Annotated in this window: 19 protein-coding genes and 1 riboswitch; of the genes, 11 read left to right on the top strand and 8 right to left on the bottom strand. The window is 68.7% G+C overall.

The genetic code is table 11. The annotated features are described in order from the left end of the window. Positions 1–7: 7 nt before the first annotated feature. On the bottom strand, positions 8–361 hold the full coding sequence (locus PKB_RS03385; protein ID WP_043249022.1) for a hypothetical protein: 354 nt from the start codon (positions 359–361) through the stop codon (positions 8–10). A gap of 132 nt (positions 362–493) precedes the next feature. On the opposite strand from PKB_RS03385, the gene PKB_RS03380 reads away from it, so the two are divergent. From PKB_RS03380 to PKB_RS03355, 6 genes are all read left to right on the top strand, one after another. Further along, entirely contained in the window at positions 494–1,051 is a 558-nt protein-coding gene (locus tag PKB_RS03380) for a DUF2796 domain-containing protein (RefSeq protein WP_043249020.1), read from the top strand. Positions 1,052–1,057: 6 nt separating this feature from the next. Beyond that, positions 1,058–1,765 (top strand): ABC transporter ATP-binding protein, encoded by a 708-nt coding sequence (locus PKB_RS03375; protein ID WP_043249018.1) that lies wholly within the window; start codon positions 1,058–1,060, stop codon positions 1,763–1,765. A gap of 2 nt (positions 1,766–1,767) precedes the next feature. Continuing rightward, entirely contained in the window at positions 1,768–3,033 is a 1,266-nt protein-coding gene (locus PKB_RS03370; RefSeq protein ID WP_043249017.1) for an ABC transporter permease, read from the top strand. A gap of 11 nt (positions 3,034–3,044) precedes the next feature. Beyond that, positions 3,045–3,575 carry a DUF3299 domain-containing protein gene (locus PKB_RS03365; protein ID WP_043249016.1) on the top strand — a complete coding sequence of 177 codons (531 nt, stop codon included), beginning with the start codon at positions 3,045–3,047 and terminating at the stop codon, positions 3,573–3,575. A gap of 129 nt (positions 3,576–3,704) precedes the next feature. After that, on the top strand, positions 3,705–4,427 hold the full coding sequence (locus PKB_RS03360) for an OmpW/AlkL family protein (RefSeq protein WP_043249014.1): 723 nt from the start codon (positions 3,705–3,707) through the stop codon (positions 4,425–4,427). Between the two features lie 73 nt (positions 4,428–4,500). Then, positions 4,501–4,857 carry a SirB2 family protein gene (locus tag PKB_RS03355; protein ID WP_043249012.1) on the top strand — a complete coding sequence of 119 codons (357 nt, stop codon included), beginning with the start codon at positions 4,501–4,503 and terminating at the stop codon, positions 4,855–4,857. Here the strand turns inward: PKB_RS03355 and PKB_RS03350 are convergent, their stop codons facing one another. The 4 genes from PKB_RS03350 to PKB_RS03335 form a co-directional block, all read right to left on the bottom strand. Next, positions 4,858–5,796 carry an NAD-dependent epimerase/dehydratase family protein gene (locus PKB_RS03350; protein ID WP_052355160.1) on the bottom strand — a complete coding sequence of 313 codons (939 nt, stop codon included), beginning with the start codon at positions 5,794–5,796 and terminating at the stop codon, positions 4,858–4,860. Then, positions 5,789–6,673: a sugar nucleotide-binding protein gene (locus PKB_RS30080; protein ID WP_043256861.1), complete on the bottom strand. Its 885-nt coding sequence runs from the start codon at positions 6,671–6,673 to the stop codon at positions 5,789–5,791. Before PKB_RS30080 ends, PKB_RS03350 begins: the two co-directional genes overlap by 8 nt. A 129-nt stretch (positions 6,674–6,802) precedes the next feature. Beyond that, the gene (locus PKB_RS03340; RefSeq protein WP_043249009.1) at positions 6,803–7,282 is read right to left on the bottom strand and encodes a DUF934 domain-containing protein; all 480 of its coding nucleotides are present in this window, start codon (positions 7,280–7,282) and stop codon (positions 6,803–6,805) included. After that, on the bottom strand, positions 7,279–8,949 hold the full coding sequence (locus PKB_RS03335) for a nitrite/sulfite reductase (protein ID WP_043249006.1): 1,671 nt from the start codon (positions 8,947–8,949) through the stop codon (positions 7,279–7,281). Before PKB_RS03335 ends, PKB_RS03340 begins: the two co-directional genes overlap by 4 nt. A 303-nt stretch (positions 8,950–9,252) precedes the next feature. On the opposite strand from PKB_RS03335, the gene ccoG reads away from it, so the two are divergent. The 3 genes from ccoG (at position 9,253) to PKB_RS03320 (ending at position 13,315) form a co-directional block, all read left to right on the top strand. Then, the gene (ccoG, locus tag PKB_RS03330) at positions 9,253–10,662 is read left to right on the top strand and encodes a cytochrome c oxidase accessory protein CcoG (RefSeq protein ID WP_043249004.1); all 1,410 of its coding nucleotides are present in this window, start codon (positions 9,253–9,255) and stop codon (positions 10,660–10,662) included. Between the two features lie 74 nt (positions 10,663–10,736). Then, on the top strand, positions 10,737–12,146 hold the full coding sequence (gene mapR, locus PKB_RS03325; RefSeq protein WP_043256860.1) for a GntR family transcriptional regulator MpaR: 1,410 nt from the start codon (positions 10,737–10,739) through the stop codon (positions 12,144–12,146). Between the two features lie 419 nt (positions 12,147–12,565). Continuing rightward, a complete protein-coding gene (locus PKB_RS03320; protein WP_043249002.1) occupies positions 12,566–13,315 on the top strand; it encodes a Mut7-C RNAse domain-containing protein in 750 nt (249 codons plus the stop codon). On the opposite strand, the gene cobM is transcribed toward PKB_RS03320, so the two are convergent. Together cobM and PKB_RS03310 are read right to left on the bottom strand one after the other, a co-directional pair. Further along, positions 13,312–14,061 (bottom strand): precorrin-4 C(11)-methyltransferase, encoded by a 750-nt coding sequence (gene cobM / locus PKB_RS03315; RefSeq protein ID WP_043249000.1) that lies wholly within the window; start codon positions 14,059–14,061, stop codon positions 13,312–13,314. The genes PKB_RS03320 and cobM overlap by 4 nt on opposite strands. Positions 14,062–14,096: 35 nt before the next feature. Further along, a complete protein-coding gene (locus PKB_RS03310; RefSeq protein ID WP_043248997.1) occupies positions 14,097–14,501 on the bottom strand; it encodes a cobalamin biosynthesis protein in 405 nt (134 codons plus the stop codon). A 97-nt stretch (positions 14,502–14,598) separates the two neighbouring features. After that, positions 14,599–14,790: riboswitch (cobalamin riboswitch) on the top strand. Positions 14,791–14,881: 91 nt separating this feature from the next. Here PKB_RS03310 and cobW point away from each other — a divergent pair. Together cobW and cobN are read left to right on the top strand one after the other, a co-directional pair. Further along, the gene (cobW, locus tag PKB_RS03305; protein ID WP_043248995.1) at positions 14,882–15,937 is read left to right on the top strand and encodes a cobalamin biosynthesis protein CobW; all 1,056 of its coding nucleotides are present in this window, start codon (positions 14,882–14,884) and stop codon (positions 15,935–15,937) included. Positions 15,938–16,036: 99 nt separating this feature from the next. Continuing rightward, positions 16,037–19,768: a cobaltochelatase subunit CobN gene (cobN, locus tag PKB_RS03300; RefSeq protein ID WP_043248993.1), complete on the top strand. Its 3,732-nt coding sequence runs from the start codon at positions 16,037–16,039 to the stop codon at positions 19,766–19,768. 355 nt (positions 19,769–20,123) lie between these two features. On the opposite strand, the gene PKB_RS03295 is transcribed toward cobN, so the two are convergent. Continuing rightward, positions 20,124–21,221, bottom strand: a complete 1,098-nt coding sequence (locus PKB_RS03295; RefSeq protein WP_043248990.1) for a 3-deoxy-7-phosphoheptulonate synthase — start codon at positions 21,219–21,221, stop codon at positions 20,124–20,126. Positions 21,222–21,322 lie beyond the last annotated feature (101 nt).

Genomic DNA, 21,322 nt, shown 5'->3' with positions numbered 1-21,322 from the left:
TCCCGTCTCAGACCTCCACCCAGCTGAACACCTGCGTTCCGTCACACACCTCGATCTTCACATTCGGGCTGTGCCGCAGGCGCACCAGCAAGCCCTTGGCCGCGCCGGCGCTGCCGGCCAGGGCGCTCAGCTCGTCGAGCAGTTGCGGCCCTTCGCTGCTGCCGGCCTGGCGCAACAGGTCGCAGGCCGCCTGCCAGAGGCGGGCGGGCGCGCTGGATGGCGGCGGGTTATCCACAGGCGCTACAGGCTCGACTGCAATCGGCGCTTGCTGTAGCGCCACCCCCAGGCGCCGCCATTCCGCCTCGTCCAGCTCCAGCACCAGGTCCACCGGCCAGTCGCCGATGTGTCCGCGAATTCGCATGGGCATTTCCTCCAGAGTGGCGCGCATGCTCCCACGCCGAATCGCGAGCGCCAATTGGAATCCCTCTAGGCGCCGGCAACACTTTGTTATAACGTAACAACCCCTAAAACATCCCAACCGCTGGAGACCCCGATGCGCCCTCTGCTGCTTGCCCTGGCCCTGCTCCCTTTCGCCGCCGCCCAGGCCCATGACGAACACCAGCACAGCCTCGGCAAGCACGAGCACGGTGTGGCCCAGCTCAACGTCGCGCTGGACGGCAAGACCCTGGAGCTGGAAGTAGACAGCCCGGCGATGAACTTCGTCGGCTTCGAGCACCCGGCCAGCAGCGCCGCCGACCAGGCCACAGTGGCCGCCGCCCGCATCCAGCTGGGCAAGCCGCTGGAGCTGTTCGTGCCGCCGGTCGCGGCCAATTGCAGCGTCACCGAGGTCGAGCTGAGCAGCCCGCTGTTCGGCAATGCCAAGGCCGAAGACCACGATGACGATGGCGACGAGCACGAAGGCCACCAGCACGCCGACATCAACGCCCACTACACCCTGACCTGCGCCTCGCCCGAGGCCCTCGCCAGCCTCGACCTGGCGCCGCTGTTCAAGCGCTTCCCCGCCACCCAGAAGCTGGTGGTGCAGCTGATCGGCCCGAAAGGCCAGCAAGGCGCCGAGCTGACCCCGTCGAACAGCCTGCTGAGCTTCTGACCGGCCATGGATGACCTGCTCGAACTCCGCGACCTCGGCTTCGCCTGGCCCGGCCAGGCGGAGCTGCTGGACATCCCGCACTTCGCCCTGCGCCGCGGCGAGACGCTGTTCCTCAAGGGCCCGTCCGGCAGCGGCAAGACCACGCTGCTCGGCCTGCTCGGCGGCGTACAGAAGCCGCAACGCGGCAGCATCCGCCTGCTCGGCGAGGACCTCGCGCAGCTCTCCGCCGCGCGCCGCGATCACTTCCGCGTCGACCACACCGGCTACATCTTCCAGCAGTTCAACCTGCTGCCGTTCCTCTCGGTGCTGGAGAACGTCGAGCTGCCCTGCCACTTCTCGCGCAGTCGCGCGGCGCGCGCACAAGAGCGCCACGGCAGCGTCGCCGAAGCCTCGCGCGCACTGCTCGCGCACCTCGGCCTGGGCGATGCGGCGCTGCAGCAGCGACGCGCCGACAACCTGTCGATCGGCCAGCAGCAGCGGGTCGCCGCGGCGCGCGCGCTGATCGGCCAGCCGGAGCTGGTGATCGCCGACGAGCCAACCTCGGCGCTCGACGCCGACGCCCGCGAAGCCTTCCTCCAACTGCTGTTCGCCGAATGCCGCGACGCCGGCGCCAGCCTGCTGTTCGTCAGCCACGACCAGAGCCTGGCGCGGCTGTTCGACCGCAGCCTTTCGCTGGCCGACCTCAACCGCGCCGCCACCGCCCCCGGGATCTGAGCATGTACCTGTTCCGCCTGGCCCTGGCCAGCCTCGCCAACCGCCGTTTCACCGCCCTGCTCACGGTTTTCGCCATCGCCCTCTCGGCCTGCCTGCTGTTGGCCGTCGAGCGGGTGCGCAGCGAAGCCCGCGCCAGCTTCGCCAGCACCATCGCCGGCACCGACCTGATCGTCGGCGCGCGCTCGGGCTCCATCAACCTTCTGCTCTACTCGGTGTTCCGCATCGGCAACGCCACCAACAACATCCGCTGGGAAAGCTTCGAGACGGTGAAGGAAAGCCCGCTGGTGAAGTGGGCCATCCCGATCTCCCTGGGCGACTCACACCGCGGCTACCGGGTGATGGGCACCGACGCCAGCTACTTCGAGCACTACCACTACGGCCACGACCAGGCGCTGCAGCTCGCCGAAGGCCGGCCCTTCGGCCAGGACCTGTTCGACGTGGTGCTCGGCGCCGAAGTAGCCGAGGCGCTGCACTACAAGCTCGGCGACCACATCGTCCTCAGCCACGGCGTGAGCACCATCAGCCTGGTGCAGCACGCCGACAAGCCGTTCACCGTGGTCGGCATCCTCGCCCGCACCGGCACGCCGGTGGATCGCACGCTGCACATATCCCTCGCGGGGATGGAAGCGCTGCACGTCGACTGGAAGAACGGCGTGCCGGCGCGCGGCGACGGCCGCATCAGCGCCGACCAGGCGCGGGCGATGAACCTGCAACCAACCGCCATCACCGCCTTCCTGCTCGGCCTGAAGAGCAAGGTGGCGACCTTCGCCCTGCAGCGGCAGATCAACGAATACGACGGCGAACCGTTGCTGGCGATCCTCCCCGGCGTCGCCCTGCAGGAGCTCTGGGGCCTGATGGGCACGGCGGAGAAGGCACTGTTCGTGGTCTCGCTGTTCGTCGTGCTGACCGGGCTGATCGGCATGCTCACGGCGATCCTCACCAGCCTCAACGAACGCCGCCGCGAAATGGCCATCCTGCGCTCGGTAGGCGCGCGGCCCTGGCACGTGTTCAGCCTGCTGGTGGCCGAGGCCTTCGCCCTGGCGCTGGCCGGCGTCGCCCTCGGGCTCAGCCTGCTTTACGTGGGCATAGGCGCGGCACAGGGCTTCGTGCAGGCCAACTACGGCATCTACCTGCCGCTGGCGGCGCCCAGCGCCTATGAGTGGTCGCTGCTCGGCGGCATACTGCTGGCCGCCCTGCTGATGGGCTGCGTGCCGGCCTGGCGCGCGTACCGCCAGTCCCTGGCCGATGGCCTGTCGATCCGCCTGTGAGTGCCTGAACCTTGAAGAAAGTTTCTCTCGCCCTGGGTCTTTTTCTCGTCCTGCTCGCCAGCGGCTCGGCCTTGGCCGGCGAGCCGCGCACCCTGACCTGGCCGCAGCTGATCCCCGAGGGCGCTCCGCCGCCCCCGCCGCCGGTGCCGATGCACGACCTCTCCAAGCTGGCCGATACGCTCAACGCCGAGAGCGCGCCGGCGGCGAAGCAGCAGACACCGAACGCCCCCGTGGTGCAGGCGCTGGACGGCCAGCAGGTGAAGCTGCCCGGCTATGTGGTGCCGCTGGACGTGGCGGCCGACGGCGAGGTCCGCGAGTTCCTCCTGGTGCCCTACTACGGCGCCTGCATCCACGTGCCGCCGCCGCCGTCGAACCAGATCGTCTACGTGCACGACGCCAAGGGCGTGAAGATGGATGAGCTGTACCAGCCGTTCTGGGTCACCGGGAAAATCAGCGTGAAGGCCCTGGACAGCGACCTCGCGCAGGCCGGCTACCAGCTCAAGGCCGACGAGGTGGCGCCCTACGAATACGAGGGGCAGTGACTGCGACGGCTTGTCGCAGCTTGTCAAGGTCGGGCCTTTTGCCCGTATTGAGCTGCGTCAAGAAGCGCCACGGATCGCTGACTATCATGCGGAGCACCAACACTAATTCGAAACTCATGGAGCTCCGTCATGTTCAAGACCCCGCTCGCTGCAGCCCTGCTCGCCGCCACGGTCGCCGCCCCCTTCGCCGCCCAGGCGGCCGATGAATTCATGGGCCACCGCGCCGGTGACTTCATCATCCGTGGCGGCTTCGCCACCGTCGCTCCGAACGACGACAGCGGCAACGTCAAGCTCGACGGCAACAAGGTGAGCGGCACCAAGGCCACCGTGGACAGCGATACCCAGCTGGGCCTGACCTTCAGCTACCTGTTCACCGACCAACTGGGCGTCGAGCTTGTCGCCGCCACTCCGTTCAACCACCAGGTGGACGTCAAGGGCCTGAACCACGCCACCGGCCTGACCGGCCTGGACGGCAAGCTGGCCGACGTCAAGCAGCTGCCGCCGACCGTGCTGCTGCAGTACTACCCCATGGGCGGCCAGAACAACCCGTTCCAGCCCTACGCTGGCATCGGCGTCAACTACACCACCTTCTTCGACGAAAACCTGTCCAGCCAACGCGAGGACCAGGGCTTCAGCAACCTGAAGCTGCAGGACTCCTGGGGCCTGGCCGGCGAACTGGGCTTCGACTACATGCTGAACCCGCACGCGCTGGTGAACGTCTCGGTCTGGTACATGGACATCGACACCAAGGCCAGCGTCGACGGCCCGAGCGCCCTGGGCGTACAGAAGACCAAGGTCAACGTCGACGTCGACCCGTGGGTCTACATGGTCGGCTTCGGCTACAAGTTCTAAGCTGCAACTCCCGGGGACCCCAGCCCCAGCAGAAGGCGCCTTCGGGCGCCTTTTGTCTGTCCGAGGAAAAATCGTGTACCCGCTGCTGAAAGCCCTGCACATCACCTTCGCGCTGAGCAGTGCCGCACTTTTCTGCTGGCGCCTGGCCCTGAGCTGGCGCGGCCGGCGCACGCGCGGCTGGCAACGCTGGGCACCGCACCTGGTGGATACCTTGCTGCTGCTCAGCGCCCTGGCGCTGGTGCACCTGGCGATGCCCTGGCCGCTGCCACGCTGGCTGCAGGCCAAGCTGGGGCTGCTGCTGGGTTACATCGTGCTGGCCGGATTCGCCCTGCGCAGCACGCAGCGCCCGACCAAGACGCTGTTCAGCGTCCTGGCGCTGGGCGCACTGGGCGGGATTTTCTACCTGGCGCTGGCCAAGCCCTGGTGGTGATCAGCGGCCGAGCAGCCGCGCCAGTCCGACACCGATGGGCGTTGGCTGCGCGAGGCTGAAATGCGCCAGCAGGCGGCTGTTGTCGGCGCGCGAATGACGGATGTCGCCGGCACGTGCCTCGGTGTGGGTCACCGCCGGTAGTCCACCGACCAACTGGCCGATCTCGGCAAGCAATTGGTTCAGGCTGGTCACCTGGTTCAGCCCGACGTTCACCGCACCCTCGACGACCTGCTGCGCTTCCAGCGCCTGCACCAGCAATTGCACGAGATCGGCGACATAGATGAAGTCGCGGGTCTGCTCGCCGTCGCCGAAAACCGTGATCGGCTGCCCGGCCTGGGCGCGCTGGGTGAAGATGCTGATCACCCCGGAATAGGGCGAGGACGGGTCCTGGCGCGGGCCGTAGACGTTGAAGAAGCGGAAGATCGCCGGCTCCAGGCCATGTTGGCGGCGATAGAAGTCCAGGTAGTGCTCGCTGGCCAGCTTGTCCGCCGCATAAGGTGTCAGCGGCGACTTCGGCAGGTCCTCGGTGATCGCCGTGCCCTGGCCATTCTGCCCGTAGACTGCCGCGCTGGAAGCGAAGAGCACGCGTTTCACGCCCTCTTCGCGCATCGCTTCGCAGAGATTGAGGGTGCCGATGAAGTTGCTCTGGTGGGTCGCCACCGGATCGTCCACCGACGCCTGCACCGAGGCTACCGCCGCGAGGTGCACAACAGCTTGGCAGCCGCTCAGCGCATGGCGCACCACGGTGGCATCGGCGACGTCGCCGACCAGCAGTTCCACGCCCGCTGCCAGGTTCTCGCGCTTGCCGGCGGATAGGTTGTCCAGCACGCGCACGCGGTAGCCGCGCGCCAGCAGCGCGTCGGCCAGGTGCGAGCCGATGAAACCGGCGCCGCCGGTGATGAGGATGGGGGCGGCGGATGCCGGGGAGATGTCAGCCACGACGGTAGTAACGGTCCAGTAGGGTCGGCAGCGCGGCGCGCCAGGCGCGCGGCTTGATGCCGAAGGTGTGGAGGATCTTCTTGCAGGCGAGCACCGCGTGCTGCGGCTCCTCGCTGGCGTCGGCGCGCACGGCATGGGCCTGGGCGCTCGGGTCGCGCAAGTTCTGCCCGCTGAGAGCACGGGCCTCGGCGACGATCACCTGGCCCAGGGCCAGGGTGGTGGTGGCCTCCAGGCCGCCGTAGTGATAGGTGCCCCACAGCGGCGCCTGGCAGTCGAGCTGCTTGAGCACCGAGAGGATCACCCGAGCGGCGTCGTCCACCGGCGTCGGGTTGCCGCGGCGGTCGTCGGCGAGGAAGAACTCCTGGTCCAGCCGCGTGCGTTCGAGGAAACGCCCCAGGCTGCCTTCCAGGCTGTCATCGATCAGCCAGCCGAAGCGCAGCAGCACATGGCGCGGGCACGTTGCACGCACCCACTGCTCCATGCGCCACAAAGCCTGGCCGCGACGACCCAGCGGCATCGGCTCGTCCTTCTCGCTGTAGGCGGTGGCGCGGGCGCCATCGAACACGCGGTAGCTGGAGGGCTGCAGCAGCAGGATGTCGTGGTGCTGGCAAAGCTCGGCGAGGCGCTCGACCGCGCGTTCCTGGCCGGCCAGGCGCGCCTCGTCGACGGTCTCGGCCTGGAACCAGTCGAAGTAGTAGGCGAGGTTGATCACCGCGTCGGGGCGGGTCTCGTCCAGCAGCAGGGTCAGGCTGGAGGCGTCCCAGCCGGTCTCGGGCGGGCGGGGTGCGAGGAAGCCGATGTCCTCCTCGGCACCCAGGCGGATCAGCGCCTGTCCAAGGGCATTACCACCACCCAACAGCATCAGGCGCATGCGCATCTTCAGGGGGTCACTCGAATCGTGGGCCACGGCCGACGGCGCGACCGTCGGCAATATCCCCGGCATTTTTCCTGCCCTCCGGGACAGCGTCAAGCACAGCCGCCGCGCGGCGCGCGGGATTGAGCCCCGTCAGCGGCGGCGGAACAGCGGCCTGGGCTCGATCGCCGAGCGTCCGTAGAGCACGCTGAGGCCGGCCAGGCCCTTGATGGCGTCCTCCACGGGCTTGTCCTCGCGCACCGCGAAACTGTCGAATCCGCACTGGCGCATGTGCGCGAGCTGGTCGCGCAACACGTCGCCCACCGCGCGCAGCTCACCCTTCCAACCCAGGCGCTGGCGCAGCAGGTAGGCCAGGCTGTAGCCGCGACCGTCGCGGAAGCTGGGGAAGTCGATGGCGATCAGCGAAAGCTCGTCCAGCCGCTCGACGAGGCGCTGCGGATCATCTTCCGGCGTCAGCCACACACCCCGCGTCGCCCGCGAGGCCAGCCAGGCTTCCAGCGGCAGGATCAGGTCGCCTTCGGGCAGCACCTCCGGCACCTCGCGCAGCAACTCCCAGGAATCTTCCGGCGCCAGCTGTGCCACGCCCTCGTGCAAACGGATCAGGTTCTTCATGCCGGCACCTCCGCCTGCTGGTAGACCCGCGCCTTGAACGGTTCCAGGCCGACGCGCTCGACGGTCTCGACGAAGCTCTCGCCGGCGCCGCGTTGCTCGACGTAGGTGGCGACGATGCGCTCGATCACAGCCGGCACCTCGGCGGCGCTGAACGACGGGCCTATCACCTTGCCCAGCGCGGCGCGCTTGCCCTGGGCGCCGCCGAGGGTCACCTGGTACCACTCGCTGCCGTTCTTGTCGACGCCGAGGATGCCGATGTTGCCGATGTGGTGGTGGCCGCAGGCGTTCATGCAGCCGGAGATGTTCAGGCTCAGCTCGCCGAGGTCATGCAGGTAGTCGAGGTCCTCGAAGCGCTGCTGGATGCCCTGGGCGATGGGAATCGACTTGGCGTTGGCCAGCGCACAGTAGTCGCCGCCCGGGCAGGCGATTACATCGGTGAGCAGGCCCTGGTTAGGCGTTCCCAGCCCGACGGCGCAGGCTTCTTTCCACAGCGCGTGCAGGTCGGCCTTGCGCACGTCCGGCAGCACCAGGTTCTGTTCGTGGGCAACGCGGATCTCGCCGAAGCCGTAGCGCTCGCTCCAGTCGGCGACGCACTCCATTTGCTCGGCGGTGACGTCACCCGGCGGCGCGGCCACGCCCGGCTTGGTCGACAGCACCACGCTGGCGTAGCCCGGCACCTTGTGCGGGCGCACGTTGCGCGAGGCCCAGCGGGCGAAGTCGGCATCGCCGGCCAGGGCACTGCCGTAGGCCAGCTCGTCGCCGGCGGCGGCTTCGTAGCGCGGCGGATCGAAGGCCGCGACCACGCGCTGCAGTTCGGCCAGGGTCAGCTGCGCCTCGCCGTCGCGAATGTGCTCCCACTCCTCCTCCACCTCGCGGGCGAAGGCCTCGATGCCCAGCGCCTTGACCAGGATCTTGATCCGCGCCTTGTACTTGTTGTCGCGCCGGCCGTGGCGGTTGTACACGCGCAGGATGGCCTCGACGTAGGACAGCAGGTGCTGCCAGGGCAGGTCCTCGCGGATCATCTGCGAGAGGATCGGCGTACGCCCCAGGCCTCCGCCGACCATCACCCGCAGCAGCAGTTGCCCGGTCGCGTCGCGATAAACGTACAGGCCGATGTCGTGCATCATCACCGCCGCGCGGTCTTCCTCGGCGGCGCACAGGGCGATCTTGAACTTGCGCGGCAGGAACAGGAATTCCGGGTTCACCGTCGACCACTGGCGGAGGATTTCGGCCAGCGGACGCGGGTCGAGCAGCTCATCGGCGGCGACGCCGGCGAAGGCTTCGGTGGTGACGTTGCGCACGCAATTGCCGGAGGTCTGGATGGCGTGCATCTCGACCTCGGCCAGCTGTTCGAGGATGTCCGGCACCTGCTCCAGCTCGATCCAGTTGAACTGGATGTTCTGCCGCGTAGTGAAGTGCCCGTAGCCACGGTCGTACTCCCGGGCAATGCGCGCCAGCGCGCGCAGTTGGGCGCTGGCCAGGGTGCCGTAGGGAATCGCCACGCGCAGCATGTAGGCGTGCTTCTGCAGGTAGAGGCCATTCTGCAGGCGCAGCGGCAGGAACTCCTCCTCGCTCAGCTCGCCGGAGAGCCGGCGCGCCACCTGGTCGCGGAACTGCGCAACGCGCTCGCGCACCAGAGCGTGGTCGTAATCGTCGTATCGGTACATCGCCGGGGGCCCTCACAAGGCTGCTGCGGCAGCCTGCGTCGGACCACCGCTGATGGATGGCCGCACTATGGCCGGCGGCTGTACTGCAAAACAGCGGCAGATCGCACGCAAAAAAGCAGATCAGATGTTTCGCCAGGCACCACTGGGCCGCCCTGCGACCGCGTGCCGCGCCTACCAGCCAGGCCGCGCGCCGCGCCTGGTCCGGCGCATCTGATATGGCTTTTTCCGCAAGACCTGAATCTGTTTTGCTTTCAGGGTCGTTCCTATAGTCGCGGCGCATCCCCAGCCTGATGGGCCACGACAATGAGCGAAAGAATCCCCGCGAAGATCGTCGAGATCGCCGCCCCGCAACGCTTCACCCCGCCGCCCAAGCCGCTCTCGGCGGTTACCCCGACGGTCTACACCAAGCGCTTCACCGGGCGCTTCCGCGACCTGCGGCGGCTCGGCGGCGCGGCGCTTTTCCTGCTGTTCTTCGGCACCCTCTGGCTGAACTGGAACGGCCGCCAGGCGGTGCTCTGGGACCTGCCCGAGCGCAAGTTCTACATCTTCGGCGCGACCTTCTGGCCGCAGGACCTGATCCTGCTCTCGGCGCTGCTGATCATCGCCGCCTTCGGCCTGTTCTTCATCACGGTGCTGGCCGGGCGCATCTGGTGCGGCTACACCTGCCCGCAGAGCGTGTTCACCTGGGTCTTCATGTGGGCCGAACAGGTCACCGAAGGCGACCGCAACCAGCGCATGAAGCTGGACAAGGCGCCGCTGAGCGCCAACAAGGTCCTGCGCAAAGGAGCCAAGCACGGCATCTGGCTGCTGGTCAGCCTGGTCACGGCGATCACCTTCGTGGGCTACTTCACCCCGGTGCGCCCGCTGGTCAGCGACCTGTTCAGCTTCCAGCTCGACCTGGAAAGCAGCTTCTGGGTGGCCTTCTTCGCCGCCGCCACCTACGCCAACGCCGGCTGGCTGCGCGAGCAGGTGTGCATCCACATGTGCCCCTATTCGCGCTTCCAGAGCGTGATGTTCGACAAGGACACCCTGGTCATCTCCTACGACGCCGCCCGCGGCGAATCGCGCGGCGCGCGCAAGAAGGAGGCCGACCCGAAAGCCCTCGGCCTGGGCGACTGCATCGACTGCCAGCAGTGCGTGCAGGTCTGCCCCACCGGCATCGACATCCGCGACGGCCTGCAGATCGCCTGCATCGGCTGCGCCGCCTGCGTCGACGCCTGCGACACGGTGATGGACAAGATGGGCTACGCCCGCGGCCTGGTCGCCTACACCTCCGAACGCGCCCTCGAAGGCGGCCGCACGCACCTGCTGCGTCCGCGCCTGGTCGGCTATGCGGCGGTGCTGGTGGCGATGATCGGCGCCTTCGTCTGGGCGCTCGAAGCACGGCCGCTGATCAACCTGGACGTGGCCCGCGACCGTGGCCTGTTCCGCGAGAACGCCGCCGGCGAGATCGAGAACATCTACAACCTCAAGCTGATCAACAAGACCCAGCAGCCGCAGCGCTACCACCTGAGCCTCGCGGATGCCTCGGGCTATCGCCTGCAGGGCGTGCCGGAGCTGAGCCTCGCGCCCGGCGAGATTCGCGACTTCGCCGTCTCGGTGGCCAGCCTGGCGCAGAGCAGCGCCGGCGGATCGGTGCCGCTGCACTTCGAAGTCAGTGACGGCCATGAGCAGATCGACGCCGCCAGCACCTTCGTCTCGCCGAGGCGCTGAGCATGGCGCTCCGGCATGGCGACAACCTCGCGCAGCGCCTAGAGTGGGAGCCTTCGCCCCACGCCCAGGACAAGATGAAGCGCTACGAGAAATTCGCCGACGAAATCGCCGAGCTGATCCGCAGCGGCGTGCTCGCCCCCGGGCAGAAGGTGCCCTCGGTGCGCCACGCCAGCCGCACCTACGGGGTCAGCGCGTCCACCGTGTTCCAGGCCTACTACCTGCTGGAGGACCGCGGGCTGATCGTCGCCCGCGCGCGCTCCGGCTACTTCGTCCGCGAGCACGCGCGGCGCGACCTGGCGGAACCTGAGATCGCCCGCCACGAGGCGCAGACCACCGAGGTGGACGTCAGCGAGCTGGTGTTCTCGGTGCTCAGCTCGATCAAGGACCCGGACACCGTGCCCTTCGGCTCGGCCTTCCCGGCCCCGGAACTGTTCCCCCTGCCACGCCTGGCGCGCTCCATGGCCCAGGCGGTGCGCGACATGGACCCACGCGCCACGGTCGCCGACATGACGCCCGGCAGCCACGCCCTGCGCCGGCAGATCGCCCTGCGCTACATGGTCAATGGCACGCCGCTGCCGGTCGAGGAACTGGTGGTCAGCAACGGCGCGCTGGAAGCGCTGAACCTGTGCCTGCAGGTGGTCACCCGCCCCGGCGACCTGGTGGCAATCGAGGCGCCAGCCTTCTACGCCACCCTGCAGGTGCTCGAACGGCTGAAGCTCAAGGCCGTGGAAATCCCCGTGCACCCGCGCGAGGGCATCGACCTCGACGTGCTGGCCGACAGCCTGGAGCGCCTGCCGATCCGCGCCTGCTGGTTCATGAGCAACTTCCAGAACCCGCTCGGCGCCAGCATGAGCGAGGACAAGAAACGCGCCCTCGCCGGCCTGCTGGCAAAGCACCAGGTGCCGATGATCGAGGACGACGTCTACGCCGAGCTGTACTTCGCCCAGCAGGCGCCCAAGCCGGTGAAGGCCTACGACAGCGAAGGCCTGGTGATGCACTGCAGCAGCTTCTCCAAGAGCCTGGCGCCGGGCTACCGGGTCGGCTGGGTGGCCGGCGGGCGCTTCCACGAGCAGATCGCCCGGCTCAAGCTGATGACCAGCCTGTCGGCCTCGGTGCCGGCCCAGGCGGCCATCGCCGATTACCTGCAGCACGGCGGCTACGACCGCCACCTGCGCAAGCTGCGCCATTCCCTGGAAAGCCAGCAGCACGCGATGCTCGCCGCGGTGGCCCGGCACTTACCCGACGAAACCCGGGTGACCCGCCCCAGCGGCGGCTACTTCCTCTGGCTGGAACTGCCCGAGCGAATCGACGCGCTGCGCCTGTTCCAACTGGCCCTGGCCCAGGGCATCAGCATCGCCCCGGGGCCGATCTTCTCCGCCACCCGCGGCTTCCGCCACTGCCTGCGGCTGAACCACGGCCACCCGTGGACGACGCGCAGCGAAAAGGCCATGGAGACCCTGGGGCGGATCATCCAGTCGCTCTGAACTGCTCCGCTGTCCGGCGGCCGATCTGTACCTGTGCGACCGACCGCCGCAGCGTTAGGCTGGAAGCCTTCGATCACCCTGGAGGGAAGGACATGGAAGCCGAACCCCTGCACATCTTCCTCACCGTCCTGGCGGCGCTCGGCGTGCATCTGGGTGTGCGCTGGTACATCCGCCACGGGCTGGCCGAACGGCGCGACGACTGGGAGGCCTGAGGCCTGCACGCCCGAATTTATCCGCGCCCCCCAATGCACGGTGTTCACCTGTAGGAGCGGGCCATGCCCGCGATTTCGCGGCCATGGGCCGCTCCTACAGGTTGGCATTGGTGCGTGGGTCATCGCGGATGAGATCCGCTCCTACGGGATGACGCCAACCGCCCACCGCGCCTGGCCGCCCCTCGGCCGCCTGCCATACTTCCTCGCATGATCACCGCGACCTTCCGCTTCTACGAGGAGCTCAACGACTTCCTGCCGAGCCTGCGTCGGCGGCGGGCGTTCGATTGCGTGTGTGCGCAATCCGCGACGGTGAAGCACATGATCGAAGCGCTCGGCGTGCCGCATACGGAAGTCGAGCTGGTGCTACTCAACGGCGAGTCGGTGGGCTTCGACCGGCTGATCCTGGATGGCGACCGGGTGGCCGTTTACCCGAAGTTCGAACGCCTGGACATCAGCCCGCTGCTCAAGGTGCGCACGCGGCCGCTGCGGGTGCTGCGCTTCATCGCCGACGCGCACCTCGGCGGGCTCGCCGCGCTGTTGCGCATGAGCGGTTTCGACACCCTCTACGACAACGCTTTCGAGGACGGCGAGATCGCCGAGATCGGCGCCCACGACGGGCGTGTCGTGCTGACCCGCGACCGCGAGCTGCTCAAGCGGCGGATCATCAGCCACGGCTGCTACCTGCATGCGCGCAAGCCGGCGCCACAGCTGCGCGAACTCTTCGAGCGCCTGGACCTGGCGCGCAGCGCGCGGCCGTTCAGCCTGTGCCTGCGCTGCAACCATCCGCTGCACGAACTGCCGGCCGAGCTCGCCCGTACGCGGGTGCCGCCGAGCATCGCCGCGCGGCACAGCCGCTACCTCGCCTGCGACGCCTGCGACCGGGTGTTCTGGGAGGGCTCGCACTGGCGCAGCATGCAGGCGCTGCTGGCGCCCTTGCTGAAAAATCCGGAGCGCTAGGAAGGCCGATACAGGTGCTGATGCCCTGCGCTGTACAGCGACGACTCGGTGAAGCCCTCCGCCCCCAGCACATGCCCGACGAGGATCAGCGCGGTGCGCTTGAAGCCCTTGGCGCGGGCCTTGGGCAGGATATCGCCGAGGGTACCGGTGACCTGGTCCTGATCCGGCCAGCTGGCGCGGTGGATCACCGCGATCGGGCAGTCCGCTCCGTAGTGCGGCAGCAGCTCCTCGACGATCTTCTCCAACTGCCCCACACCCAGGTGGATGGCCATGCTCGCCCGGTGCCGCGCCAGGTCGCCCAACTGCTCGCCCTCGGGCATCTTCGTCTTGCTCGCATAGCGGGTGAGGATCAGCGTCTGCGAGATATCCGGCAGTGTCAGCTCGCAGCCCAGCAGCGCGGCGCAGGCAGCCGTCGCAGTGACGCCGGGGACGATCTCGTAGGGGATGCCGAGGCTGCGCAGGTGCTGGATCTGCTCGCCGATGGCGCCGTACAGCGAGGGGTCGCCGGAGTGCACGCGGGCCACGTCCTGGCCCTTGGCGTGGGCCTCGGCAAACAGCGCGATGATCTGCTCCAGGTGCAGCTCGGCGGTGTTCACCACCACCTCCGCGCTGTGCCCTTCCAGCACCGCTTCAGGCACCAGCGAGCCTGCATAGAGGATCACCGGACACGTGCGCACCAGGCGCTGGCCCTTGACCGTGATGAGCTCGGGATCGCCGGGACCGGCGCCGATGAAATAGACCGTCATGCTGGCTTCGCTTCGGATCGGGAAAGGTGCGCAGTCTACCCCAGCCCGACTGGCGCCATGGCCAGCGCGCAGGTGGCATTGGCACTGCGGCGCTTGGTCAGCACCAGGCGCGCCGGGCCCTCTGCCAGCGCCTCGGCCAGCGCCAGCGCAGAGGCTTCGGCCACACCGGGGCTGCCGGTGGCCTGGCGCGCCAGCGCCGAGGTCGAGCTGAGCTGGCTTTCGTAGGGCAACAGGCGCTCGGCGGGCAGCAGCTCCAGCGGCAAGCGCAACTGGCGCGCGAGTTCGCGCAAGCCGCCCTCCAGCGCCTTGGCCTCGCTGCTGGCCAAGGCTTTCAGCAGCGTCTCGTCGAGCCCGGCTTCGCGCAGGCAGGCCCGCAGCAGGGCGAGCAGTTCGTCGGCGCCGCAATCTTTGCGGCAGCCCAATCCGGCAACCAGGATCATGCGGGCCTCCTCGGGCGGGGAATCGCCGGGCAGCTCAGCACGGGCCCCGCGCGCCGTCAACGGCCGGGTGGCGATTGACCGACCCAGGCGGCCTGCGTAGCCTGTGCGCCTTCGAGGTTCTTCGGCCGCGCGCCGAAGCTAAGAGGGAACGTGGTCCAAGCCACGGCTGCCCCCGCAACTGTAAGCGATCGGAACTCCTTCGAATGCCACTGCCGCAAGGTGGGAAGGCGAAGGACGAGGCGAAAGCCGGATCGCGAGCCAGGAGACCTGCCTCGCACCAGCATTACGACAACCGGGCGGGGTGATCCGGGTGGCGGCTTCCGTTGCACGGCTGCTCCGTGCGCGCGCCTCTGCATCCCGTCCTCTGCGCAGAGGCGAACATGCAAACCCTGGCCAAGCTCCCCGTCACCATCGTCACCGGCTTCCTCGGCGCCGGCAAAACCACCCTGCTCCGGCACATGCTCGACAACGCAGAAGGCCGCCGCATCGCGGTGATCGTCAACGAGTTCGGCGAGCTCGGCATCGACGGCGAAATCCTCAAGCAATGCTCCATCGGCTGCACGGAAGAAGAAGCCGTCGGCCGCGTCTTCGAGCTGGCCAACGGCTGCCTGTGCTGCACCGTGCAGGAAGAGTTCTTCCCGGTGATGCGCGAGCTGGTGGCCCGCCGCGGCGACCTCGACCAGATCCTCATCGAGACCTCCGGCCTGGCCCTGCCCAAGCCGCTGGTGCAGGCCTTCCAGTGGCCGGAAATCCGCAACGCCTGCACCGTCGACGCAGTGATCACCGTGGTCGACAGCCCGGCCGTGGCCGCCGGCACCTTCGCCGCGCATCCCGAGCAAGTGGACGAGCAGCGCAAGCAGGACCCGAACCTCGACCACGAATCGCCGCTGCACGAACTGTTCGAAGACCAGCTCGCCAGCGCCGACCTGGTGGTTCTGAACAAGGCCGACCTGCTCGACGCCGACACCCTCGCCCAGGTGCGCGCGCACGTCGCCGAGGAGCTGCCGCCGGCGGTGAAGATCATCGAGGCCAGCGCCGGCCAGCTGCCGCTCTCGGTGCTGCTGGGACTGAACGCCGAGGCCGAGCTGCATATCGACAGCCGTCCGACCCACCACGATCACGAAGGGCACGAGGACCACGACCACGACGAGTTCGACTCCTTCCACGTCGACCTGCCGGAAGTCGAGGAGCGCGCGCTGCTGGAAGCCCTCGGCCAACTCGTCGAGCGCCACGGCATCCTGCGCATCAAGGGCTTCGCCGCCATCCCCGGCAAACCCATGCGCCTGCTGATCCAGGGCGTCGGCAAGCGCTTCGACAAGCACTTCGACCGCAAGTGGCTGAGCGACGAAACCCGCGCCACGCGCCTGGTGGTGATCGGCCAGGAGCTGGACCAGGCGGCCATCACCAACGAGCTGCGCACGGCGCTGGCGCAATAACGCTTTTGTAGGAGCGAGCTTGCTCGCGAACAACTCCGCAGCGGGGTTTGGTTCGCGAGCAAGCTCGCTCCTACGAAGAGCCACCACCGAGGCTGCTCCATGCACCTGCTGCGCACCCAACCCGGCGGCTTCGTCCCCGACGACGGCATCGCCCACCTGGCCCAGACGCCCGCCGAGCTGGTGATCCTCTGCAGCGGCGACTCGCACCTCGCGCTGCTCGCCGAGGCCGCCCGCGCGCTGCCGGAGGACTACCCGAGCCTGCGCCTGGCCAACCCCATGCAGTTGCAGAACCATGCCTCGGTGGACCTCTACGTCGACGAGGTGCTGCAGCACGCGAAGGTCATCCTGATCTCGGTGCATGGCGGCGTTGGCTACTGGCGCTACGGCATCGAACAGCTGGTGGCGCTGGCCGAGCGCGGCGCCACGCTCGTCCTCGTCCCCGGCGACGACAAGCCCGATCCCGAGCTGACCGCCCTCTGCACTGTCCCGCCGCCCGAGGCCGAACGCCTCTGGCAGTACCTGCGCCAAGGCGGCCTGGACAACGCCCAACAGTTCTTCGCCTGCCTGGCCGCGCAGTACCTGAAGCGCGACTACCCGTGGCGCGAGCCGCACACCTTGCCGCGTGTGGCGCTGCACCATCCACGACAACCCGCAGCCACCCTCGCCCACTGGCAAGCCGAGTGGAATGCGGACTGGCCCGTCGCCGCGCTGCTGTTCTATCGCACCCACCTGCAGGCGGCGAACACCGGCTTCATCGACAGCTTCTGCGAACGCCTGCGCGCCCAGCAGCTCAACCCGTTGCCGATCGCCGTCGCCAGCCTCAAGGAAGCCGCCTGCCTGGAGCAGGTCGAAGCGCTGCTGGACGAGGCCGGCGCCGAACTCATCATCAACACCACCGGCTTCGCCCAGTCGAACCCCGAGACGCCGCAGGCGCAGCCGTTCCGCCGCGACGTGCCGGTGCTGCAGGCCATCTGCTCGCTGGACAACATCGAGCAATGGCGCGCCAACCCGCAGGGTCTGGGCCCGCGCGACCTGGCGATGCACATTGCGCTGCCGGAGCTGGACGGCCGCCTCATCACCCGCCCGATCAGCTTCAAGGGCCTGGCCTGGCGTAGCGAGCGCAGCCAGAGCGACGTGGTCTGCTACCTGCCGCACCTGCCGGGTATGGACTTCGTCGCCGAGCTGGCGCGGCGCTGGATCACCCTCGGCCGCAAGCAAAACGCCGACAAGCGCGTGGCACTGATCCTGGCCAACTACCCGACCCGCGACGGCCGCATCGGCAACGGCGTCGGCCTCGACACCCCCGCCGCCGCGCTGAACATCCTGCGTGCGCTGGAAGACCAGGGCTATCCCCTCGCCGGCCTGCCGCAGGACGGCACCTCGCTTATCCACAGCCTGCTCGGCGGCGTGAGCAACGACCTCGACAGCCTCGACCTGCGCCCCTGCGCCCAGAGCCTGGCGCTCGCCGACTACCTCGCCTGCTTCGCCCGCCTGCCCGCAGCCAACCAGCAGGCCGTGCGCGAGCGCTGGGGCGAGCCCGAGCAGGACCCGATGTTCCGCGGCGGACGGATGATGGTCGCCGGCCTGCGCTTCGGCCTGGCCTTCGTCGGCATCCAGCCGGCGCGCGGCTACCAGCTCGACCCGGCGGCCATCTACCACGACCCGGCGCTGGTCCCGCCGCACAGCTACCTGGCCTTCTATTTCTGGCTGCGTGAAGTATTCGGCGTCGATGCGGTGATCCACGTCGGCAAGCACGGCAACCTCGAATGGCTGCCCGGCAAGGGCGTCGGCCTGTCCGAGGAATGCTGGCCCGACGCGATCCTCGGCCCGCTGCCGAACCTCTACCCGTTCATCGTCAACGACCCCGGCGAAGGCGCCCAGGCCAAGCGCCGCAGCCAGGCGGTGATCATCGACCACCTGATGCCGCCGCTGACCCGCGCGGAGAACTACGGCCCACTGCGCGACCTCGAACGCCTGGCCGACGAGTACTACGACGCCTCGCTGCTGGACCCGCGCCGCGCCATCCAGCTGCGCGGGGAAATCCTCGACGCGGTGCGCGCCGCCGCACTCGACCGCGAGCTCGGCCTGCAGCTGAACGACGACGAAGACAGCTGGCTGCCGCAGCTCGACGCCTACCTGTGCGACCTCAAGGAATCGCAGATCCGCGACGGCCTGCATGTGTTCGGCGAATCGCCGGTCGGCCAACTGCGCCGCGACACGCTGCTGTCGCTGGTGCGCATCCCGCGTGGCGATGGTCGCGGCGGCAACGCCAGCCTGCTGCGCGCGCTTGCCGAGGACCTGAAGCTCGGCCGCGATCCGCTGGACTGCAACTTCGCCGAGGCCTGGGAAGGCCCGCGCCCGGCGCTGCTGGTGGAAGTCAGCGACGAACCCTGGCGCAGCAACGGCGACACCCGCGAGCGCCTGGAACTGCTCGCCCTGCTGCTGATCGAGCACGAACTCGAGGCGCCCGGCGCAGCGAGTGCGCTGGTCCTGCGCCAGCTGCGCGAACAGGTGGCACCGCTACTCGATGCCTGCGGCGGCAACGAGATCGGCCAGTTGCTCGCCGCACTGGAAGGCCGTTTCGTCCCCGCCGGACCGAGTGGCGCACCCAGCCGCGGGCGCCTCGACGTGCTGCCCACCGGGCGCAACTTCTTCACCGTCGACGTGCGCAACCTGCCCACGCCGACCGCCTACCGCCTCGGCTTCCAGTCCGCCAGCCGACTGCTCGAAAGACACCTGCAGGACCACGGCGACCACCTGCGCCAGCTCGGCCTCTCGGTGTGGGGCACGGCGACCATGCGCAGCGGCGGCGACGACATCGCCCAGGCCCTGGCGCTGATGGGCGTGCGCCCGGTTTGGCAGGCCGGCAGCCAGCGCGTGGAAGACTTCGAGATCCTGCCGCTGAGCCTGCTCGACCGTCCGCGGGTGGACGTGACCCTGCGCGTCTCCGGCTTCTTCCGCGACGCCTTCGCCAACCTGATCCGCCTGTTCGACGCAGCGGTGCAGGCGGTGGCCGCGCTCGACGAGCCAGACGACATGAACCCGCTGGCCGCCCGCGTACGCGCCGAGAGCGTGCAGCTACAAGCGACCGGAGTGGATGAGGAAAGCGCCCGACGCCAGGCCGGCTGGCGCATCTTCGGCGCGCAACCCGGCGCCTACGGGGCCGGCGTGCAGGGCGTGATCGAGGAGCGCAACTGGGAAAGCCGCGCCGACCTCGCCGCGGCCTACCTCAACTGGGGCGGCTACGCGTACGGCGCAGGCGACGAAGGAACGCCAGCCCGCGAGGGTTTCGCGCGACGCCTGGAGGGCCTGCAGGCGGTGCTGCACAACCAGGACAACCGCGAGCACGACATTCTCGATTCCAACGACTACTACCAGTTCCAGGGCGGCATGCTGGCGGCGGCGGAAGTCATGCAGCAGCGCCGCGTCGCCAGCTACCACGGCGACCACAGCCAGCCGGACAACCCGCGCATCCGCACGCTGAAGGAAGAACTCGGCCGCGTCGTCCGCGCCCGCGCGGTGAACCCGAAATGGATCGCCGGGATGAAGCGCCACGGCTACAAGGGCGCCTTCGAGATGGCGGCAACGGTGGATTACCTGTTCGCCTTCGACGCCACCAGCGAACTGGTCGACGACCACCAGTACCAGTTGCTCGCCGATGCCTACGTGCTGGACCCGGACACCCGCGAATTCATCCGCCAGCACAACCCCGAAGCCCTGCGCGACATCGCCGAAAGGCTGGTCGAAGCGCAGCAGCGCGGATTGTGGGAGGAACCCGGCGAATACCGCGAGGCGCTGGAGAACATCCTGGTGGACAGCGAGGAGCAATAGCGCCGACCGGCTATTCGTAGGAGCGGATTCATCCGCGATCCGTATCATCGGATGCCATCGCGGACGGAGTCCGCTCGCCCCTGTAGGAGCGGCCCATGGCCGCGATTCGCGCGCATGGCGCGCTCCTACAATGTCGCATCGGTGCCAGTATTTTCGCGGATAAGATCCGCTCCTACGCGGCACGGATCGACCGTAGGGCGCACAACCGTTCGCGGATGTACACCATGACGCGACGCCCCTGCAGGAGCGGAGCTTGTCCGCGATTCGCGCGCATGGCGCGCTCCTACAAGGTTGCATCGGCGCCAGTATTTTCGCGGATAAGATCCGCTCCTACGGCACCGTTCAGCCGCCGGGTTCACCCCCGGCGCAGTCGCTCCGCCGCCTCCAGCAGCAGCGCCTCGGTACCGCTCCAGCCCAGGCAGCCGTCGGTGATCGAGACGCCGTAGCGCAGCTCGCCGGATAGCGGCTGGCAGCCGTCGAACAGGTGCCCTTCGAGCATCACCCCGCGCAGGGATGTGTCGCCGGCCAGGCGCTGGTCGAGCACGCTTTGCAGGACCGCCGGTTGGCGCAGCGGGTCCTTGCCGCTGTTGGCGTGGCTGCAGTCGACCATGATGCTCGGCGCGATGCCCAGCTTCTCCAGCCCTTCGCGGATCTTCCGCACGCTGTCCGCATCGTGGTTCGGCCCGCTGTGGCCGCCGCGCAGCACCAGGTGGGTGTCCGGATTGCCCTGGGTCTGCACCAGCGACGGACGGCCCTGCGGGTCGATGCCGAAGTGCTGGTGCGGGTGCGCCGCCGAGCGCATGGCGTCGGTGGCGATGCCGATGCTGCCGTCGGTGCCGTTCTTGAAGCCCACCGGCAGATCCAGCCCGCTGACCATCTCGCGGTGCACCTGCGACTCGCTGGTGCGCGCACCGATGGCGGCCCAGCCGAGCAGGTCGTCGAAGTAGCCGGCCACCAGCGGTTGCAGCAGTTCGGTGGCGATCGGCAGGCCGCGTTCGAGCATGCCCAGCATCAGTTTGCGCGACAGCGCCAAGCCGCCAGCCATGTCGCCGCTGCCATCCAGCTGCGGGTCGTACACCAGGCCCTTCCAGCCGACGGTGGTGCGCGGCTTCTCGACGTAGGCGCGCATCACCAGCAGCAGCTGGTCGCTCACCTGCGGCGCCAGCGCGGCCAGGCGGTCGGCGTATTCGAGGGCGGACTCGGGGTCATGGATGGAGCACGGGCCGACCACTACCAGCAGGCGCGGGTCGCGGCCAGCGAGGACGGCGCGGATGGCCTCGCGGCCTTCGCGGACCTGGTGGGCCAGGGCGGCAGGCAGCGGCAGGCGCTGGCGCAATTCGGCGGGGCTCGGCAGCGGCTGTTCGCGGCGGCGAGCGGAGGGCAGCGGCAGGTCGAGGACTTCGGCGGACTGCGGCAGGTCGTTGCGGATCAGGGCGGAAACGGAAGAGTTCATCGGTGGGCATCCTTGGCCGGCGCGGTCATCTGCCGCGCGCGGCGCTATCTGAGTGTTCGACTGAGTCGTTCGGGTGTGGCAGCGGCGCGGCTGCTAAATCG

This window comes from Pseudomonas knackmussii B13, from assembly GCF_000689415.1.
Lineage (GTDB): Bacteria > Pseudomonadota > Gammaproteobacteria > Pseudomonadales > Pseudomonadaceae > Pseudomonas > Pseudomonas knackmussii.
This window is presented reverse-complemented; position numbering and strand designations above follow the sequence as displayed.